Genomic DNA, 6,233 nt, shown 5'->3' on the forward strand with positions numbered 1-6,233 from the left:
GATAAACCATTTCGGTGGTTTATCTTAACGCCCCGGCAATTTTTGCCATGTAACTTCATTACGCAAATAAGTTGGCTCGACACCTTCAACTTTAACCACTTCATTTCTTAACCATTTTTGATGAGCGATAACCACCAAATCTTGTGCTTCTGGTAAGAATACTTCACTAGGCTTTGTTCCTGTTAACATTTCAGGATAAGTCTGCCAACCCGTACCTGCTGAGTAATAATCATTATGACTTTTTTGAATTTTATTGATTACATTTTCAGGTTTGACGACACATTCTGGAATGATCGTTTGCCAATTTTGGTTTTGATACTCATATTGTCCTAAATAGACTTCGCCCATTCTAGCATCTATCGCAGGTATGACTTTCTTTGCCTCTGTTTTCCTATAAGCGCCTTGCGCTAGGGTCATCAAAGTTGAGACACCTATCATCGGTTTATCAATTCCTAATGCTAATCCTTGAGCTACACCAATACCTATTCTTACTCCAGTAAAGCTACCAGGACCTTGAGCAAAAGCAATAGCATCAAGTTGTGAAAGCGTGCAACCTGATTGACTTAAAATTTTATCAACCATTGGTAAGATCTTTTTAGTATGATCACGTGCCGAAATCATAAAATCATGAGTGATTTCATTTCGAAAAAATAGAGCTACGGAACAAGCTTCTGTCGAAGTATCAATGGCTAAAATAGTACTCATTTGGTTTCCAGATTATCTGATTGGTTGTTAGATAATAAAAAATTGATTACCTTGTTAACATCTCGGGTTCTTGGCGATGGTGGTAAACTATTTATAAACGTTGCCCCATAAGGTCGCATAACTAATCTATTATCGCAAATAATAATTGCTCCTCGATCATTATGATGACGGATTAATCGCCCAACACCTTGTTTTAAGGTAATAACGGCTTCAGGTAATTGCACTTCATTAAAGGCATCGCCACCTTGCATTTGGCAATCTTCCATTCTCGCTTTCATTAAGGGATCATCTGGTGAGGTAAACGGTAATTTATCTATAATAACACAAGATAAAGTATCTCCCCTAACATCAATCCCTTCCCAAAAACTGCTCGTTGCGATTAATAGTGCATTACCACTTTCAATAAACTGTTCAAGAAGTTTTGATTTGCTTGTTTCACCTTGAACTAAAACCGGTAACTCGGTATGTAAGCGAAAATGTTCAGCTAATGCATTCATCATTGCATAAGATGTACAAAGGAAAAAACAACGCCCTTTGTTTGCCTCAATAACCGGTAATAAAATATTGACAAGTTTTTCAGCATTGCCCCTTTCATTTGGTGATGGTATATAACGTGGTACACACAAAATAGTCTGATTGATATAATCAAATGGGCTTTCTAAAATTAATGATTCTGCATTAGTTAAACCTAAACGTTTGGTAAAATAATCTAATTGATTATCAACTGATAATGTTGCTGATGTGAAAATCCAGGCACCTTTACGCTGGATTAATAATTCCTCAAATTTTTCCGTTACCGACAATGGAGTTAATGCAAAGAGGAAAGAGCTGTATGAACTTTCATACCAATAACTGAAACCTGGTACATGAGTTTCGGACAATTTTTTTAATAATTGCTGGTATTGGTTAACTCGATCATAACAATTATCTAAAGTTGTGGATCGCCCTATCGCTAATAACAGAACTTCTTTGCAAAAATCAAGCGCATCAAATAAATAAGATAATTCTTGTTTAATATTGGTTTGATTAAATAGATAACGAAGATTTCCTTTATTATTTTGCTGGCTTATCAACAATCTTAAATCTTGTGTACATTTTTGTAGTTTATCAGCACACTGCTGGAGTTGTGACATGTCTTTGACTTCTGTTCGATAAGCCAAATTTATCTCTTTAGCTAAGTCGAACAGTTGTCGACTTGTTAACTGCTCACCAAAATAGTGACACGCAAGATCAGGAAGTTGATGCGCTTCATCAAATATCATCACATCAGCTTTAGGAATTAGTTCACCAAATCCGGTATCTTTCACAACAACATCAGCTAAAAATAGATGATGATTAACAACAACAATATCAGCGTTCATGGCTCTTTTACGAGCTTTAACCACATAACAATCGTTGTAATGTTCACAATCACTACCCAAACAATTATCGTTTGTGCTAGTTAAAATTGGCCAAATTGGATTATCTTCGGTAACAGTTGTACATTTACTAATGTCACCATCTTTTGTTTTGATTGACCAATTTTTAACCCGAACCAGATCAGTTCGTAAATTCTTATCTAAATCTCCGGCAGCAGCATATTGATGATACATGCGCTCTAAACAGAGATAATTGGCTCGACCTTTAAGAAGTGAAATTTTACCAGTATAGTTTAAAGCTTTTTTGATAATGGGTAAGTCTTTACTATATAACTGTTCTTGTAAATTCTTGGAGCCTGTCGAGATTATTGCTTTTTTCTCACTGCGTAATGCAGGAACTAAATAAGCAAAGGTTTTACCCGTTCCAGTACCCGCTTCGACCACCAATGACTTTTGTGCATTTATTGCTTCAGTGACCTTATTTGCCATATGTCTTTGTGGTTCTCTAGCAACAAAACCATCTATAGCTGTCGCAAGCAAACCATTTTCTGCAAAATCATTAATCACTTAAAATGCACCTAATTAGAAGATAAGCCCAATTTGTCTATGTATATTGGAAAATTTATTTAAGAAATAAGCTAACGTTTGAAAAAAATAAAATATTCATAAAGTTGAGATGAAATTATAAATAAACAGTTATCTAAATTACAAGCTATACTATAGCAATAACCCAGACAAAAATATATACATGAATATTCACTATAAAGAAAAAGCTTAGTTAGAAATAGATTAAGTTTCAAATCTATTGACTAAATAAGCTTATATCTATTAACCGTATATTTTTTAGTATTACTTTTTAAACTTAGTTTTTAGATAAATTAGATAATGCTTTATTCCTAATAGATATTTTTTTTGCTTAAACATTAACTTTGAATAAGCACGAATTGAAGAAGTTTTTTTAGGATTATACAAAGGTAAACTGTCATTCTGCCATGGTGATTTTTCTAAATAAGCATCAAATAATTTAGATCGATAAGGCTCATGCCAAGGTTTATTTTTCGTTATATAATGAATAAAAATAGTTTCGCTAGGGACATTTGCATCTTCATTACCATTAACCGATAATGCCAATAAATTATTAAATTTTCTTGGCAATATTAATCGTTTTTCTCCGACACAAATATTCAAAACATCTTGGTCTGGATATTGGTACTTTTCACCACTTTTCAATAGTTCTAATGTCTTATCAGTAATTTCGTCTTCGCACCAAAGAGGAATATTAATCAGCATAACACCAGAATTAAAATAAGAGCCTTCAACTATATGATATTTAGTACATTGAGATTGTTGCATATATGGTTCGTCAGCAACCGCGGCGACTAAAATACCACTTAAATCAATACTATCAATTTCTGATAAACTATTAATACATAAAGTATCACTATCAACATAAAGTAATTTATCAGTAGTATTTTTTAATAATATTGGTGCTATTAAACGAACACAGGCTGAAAATGGAAATTGTTCGGTATTTTTTTGATCGACTTTAAACTGATCATCAATAATATATTCAGTTATTGATATAGTATCGAACTTTATTTCACTAAATTTAAGTCTATTTTCATCAGATAGATTATGAGTAAATAAATGAAAATGAATCGGTCTTAAAGGATTATTTTCAAAAATAGATAAAATATTTACACCTGCTGATAATGCATAATTATCATCAAAGCATAATAAAATATGCAAAACAGACTGGTTATTGTCAAAATTATGTGACAGTAATTCATTTCTTTTGTTAATAAATCTATCAACTTGAATCACGACGAACATCCTTATCGTTTTTTAGTAACTTTGTGCTTAAGATAAAGTAAATAATATTTGAACGCCGAAAAATACTTTTTCTGACTAGCTAACAATTTTGCATACCGTCTTGTAGTTGAAGGCGCATTTTCATTAGCCAATGATAATTTTTGATTAGCCCATGGTGAAGAAGCAATATAAGTTTGATAAAGTGGAGTTAAATATAACTGATACCATGGTTTATTGCCGGTAACATAATGAATAATAACAGTATCTTCACTTAACAAATTATCTTCATTACCACCAACGGTAAGTGATGTAAGTTGATTATAAATTTTAGGAAGAAAAACAGTTTTACCTTGCATTAATATATTTAAAACATCTTGATCAGCAAACTTATATACTTTACCGCTATTTATCATAGCAAACGCTTTATCAGTAAGATTATTATCTACCCACATATCAGTATTAATATAGATCATTCCGGCATTAAAATATTCACCGTAAGGGATATCACAAGCTGGGCATTGTTTTTCTTGCGTTTTATCAACATCAGGTACCACTGCTGCATATTTATCATTTAAATCAGTGTGAATTAATTCATTAAGATTATTTGTACAAAGTACATCGCAATCTAAATACAAAACTCGCGAAGTCACTTTATTTAATATCTGAGGAACGACAAATCGTAAGCAGGTTGAGGCAGACACATGCAATACTAATGTATCAGGATTAATCGAAAAATCATCCCCTATTTCATAACAAATTATGCTAACATTATCGTTGTTTAGTTGATTAAACATTGATATTTTTTCATTAGTTACATTATTAGCAAATAAATGGAATACCAGATTTTTATCCATATTATTTGAGATAACTGAGGACATCGCTATTCCTGCTGGCATTGCATAATTGTCATCAAAACAAAATGCAATATGTGTGGTTTCTAAAGATGCTTGAGCATTTTCAAATAATGTAGAGATTTTTTTGATAAAAAGATTTTCTTTCATTTTTACTAATATTTAAGGATGATTTTAGAAAATTTGAAATAACATTGTAACATACGTTAAATTAAACAATGAAGTAATAATCAATTTTATATTGACATATTAATTGGGTAATGACTAAATATCATGATAGGTTATTTAAGAGTGTCTGAAATGAATAATATTATTAATATCGCATATTGTACTGATTCAAATTATCTTGAACATGTAGGCGTGTCGATAAGCTCTATAGTGCATAATAATCTCAATAATAATATTCATTTTCATGTTTTTTTATATGATGTTTCGCAAGCAGAACAACAGAAGTTACAGCAAATTAGCTCTTCAATTACCCTATATTTAATTCCTGTAGAGGAGTTGACAAAATATTCTGATACTCAAAATAACAAAGTCAAACATATCAATCGGTCGATGTATATACGACTATCCGTTCCCAGACTATTAAATGGTGTTATTGATAAATTTATTTATCTTGATGCTGATACCTTATGTTTTGCTGATATTTCTTCAATTTCGGATATTAATATAGATTCGGTGGTTTGTGGTGTAACGCCCGATTCATTAGACAAACAAAATATGTTGAAAAACCAGGAAAGGCTTAAACTTAATTCAAACAATTATTTTAACTCTGGTTTTTTATATATTAATGTTAATAATTGGATTGAGTTTGATACTGAAAATAAAGTTAATCAAATATTACTATCGTCTGAAAAAAAACATCTAATCTATCCTGATCAAGATGCTTTAAATGTCGTATTACAAAATCAAGTTTTATGGATAGATCCTAAATGGAATTATTTATTTACCTGGATAAATGACAAGCAAAAAGAGACATTTTTTTACAACAAAAAATCGTTACCATACATAATTCATTTTACTGGTGCAAGAAAGATGTGGTATCAAGAGCACACTGGACTTGCACAAAATTTGTATAATTTTTATAAACACTTCACCCCTTGGGCAAATACCCCTCTTAAAAGTTATAAGTATAAAATGCGGGTTAATGATTATCGTATTTATGCCAAATCTCATCTTAAAGATAAAAATTTGATTAGTAGCTTAAAGTATTATTTGCTTTATTTAGTTTTGAAAATAAAGAAACAGTCTTAATTTAATTAAATATATTTATGCATAGTTGTAATTAATCTATCAGGCTTAAATGTATTATTACTAACATAAAAAATTTTTTGTTTATCCATATTATTATTTGGTAACCAGATATCTTTATCTATTCACAATTCCATATTTGGATGATATCTTTTATATATTATTTATCTGAAATCAAATTTCATTATAAATATTTGAAATAATTTGATAATTAAATATAAAAAGACTTTGAGTTTTTAAATCTATCCGGAAA

5 protein-coding genes are annotated in these 6,233 nt (G+C 30.7%); 1 reads left to right on the top strand and 4 read right to left on the bottom strand.

What is annotated here, in order from left to right:
- Positions 1–24: 24 nt before the first annotated feature.
- The 4 genes from tsaB to A9G08_RS04670 all read right to left on the bottom strand — a co-directional run bounded on the left by tsaB (position 25) and on the right by A9G08_RS04670 (position 4,876).
- Positions 25–705 carry a tRNA (adenosine(37)-N6)-threonylcarbamoyltransferase complex dimerization subunit type 1 TsaB gene (gene tsaB, locus A9G08_RS04655; protein WP_065562577.1) on the bottom strand — a complete coding sequence of 227 codons (681 nt, stop codon included), beginning with the start codon at positions 703–705 and terminating at the stop codon, positions 25–27.
- The gene (locus A9G08_RS04660) at positions 702–2,630 is read right to left on the bottom strand and encodes an ATP-dependent DNA helicase (protein ID WP_065562578.1); all 1,929 of its coding nucleotides are present in this window, start codon (positions 2,628–2,630) and stop codon (positions 702–704) included. Before A9G08_RS04660 ends, tsaB begins: the two co-directional genes overlap by 4 nt.
- A 282-nt stretch (positions 2,631–2,912) precedes the next feature.
- Entirely contained in the window at positions 2,913–3,887 is a 975-nt protein-coding gene (locus A9G08_RS04665) for a glycosyltransferase family 8 protein (protein ID WP_065562579.1), read from the bottom strand.
- Between the two features lie 11 nt (positions 3,888–3,898).
- Positions 3,899–4,876 (bottom strand): glycosyltransferase family 8 protein, encoded by a 978-nt coding sequence (locus A9G08_RS04670; protein ID WP_065562580.1) that lies wholly within the window; start codon positions 4,874–4,876, stop codon positions 3,899–3,901.
- Positions 4,877–5,026: 150 nt separating this feature from the next.
- Between A9G08_RS04670 and A9G08_RS04675 the strand changes: the two genes are divergently transcribed.
- Positions 5,027–5,983: a glycosyltransferase family 8 protein gene (locus tag A9G08_RS04675; protein ID WP_065562581.1), complete on the top strand. Its 957-nt coding sequence runs from the start codon at positions 5,027–5,029 to the stop codon at positions 5,981–5,983.
- Positions 5,984–6,233: the final 250 nt, after the last annotated feature.

It is taken from the genome of Gilliamella sp. wkB195 (assembly GCF_001690445.1).
Classification (GTDB): Bacteria; Pseudomonadota; Gammaproteobacteria; order Enterobacterales; family Orbaceae; genus Gilliamella; species Gilliamella apicola_E.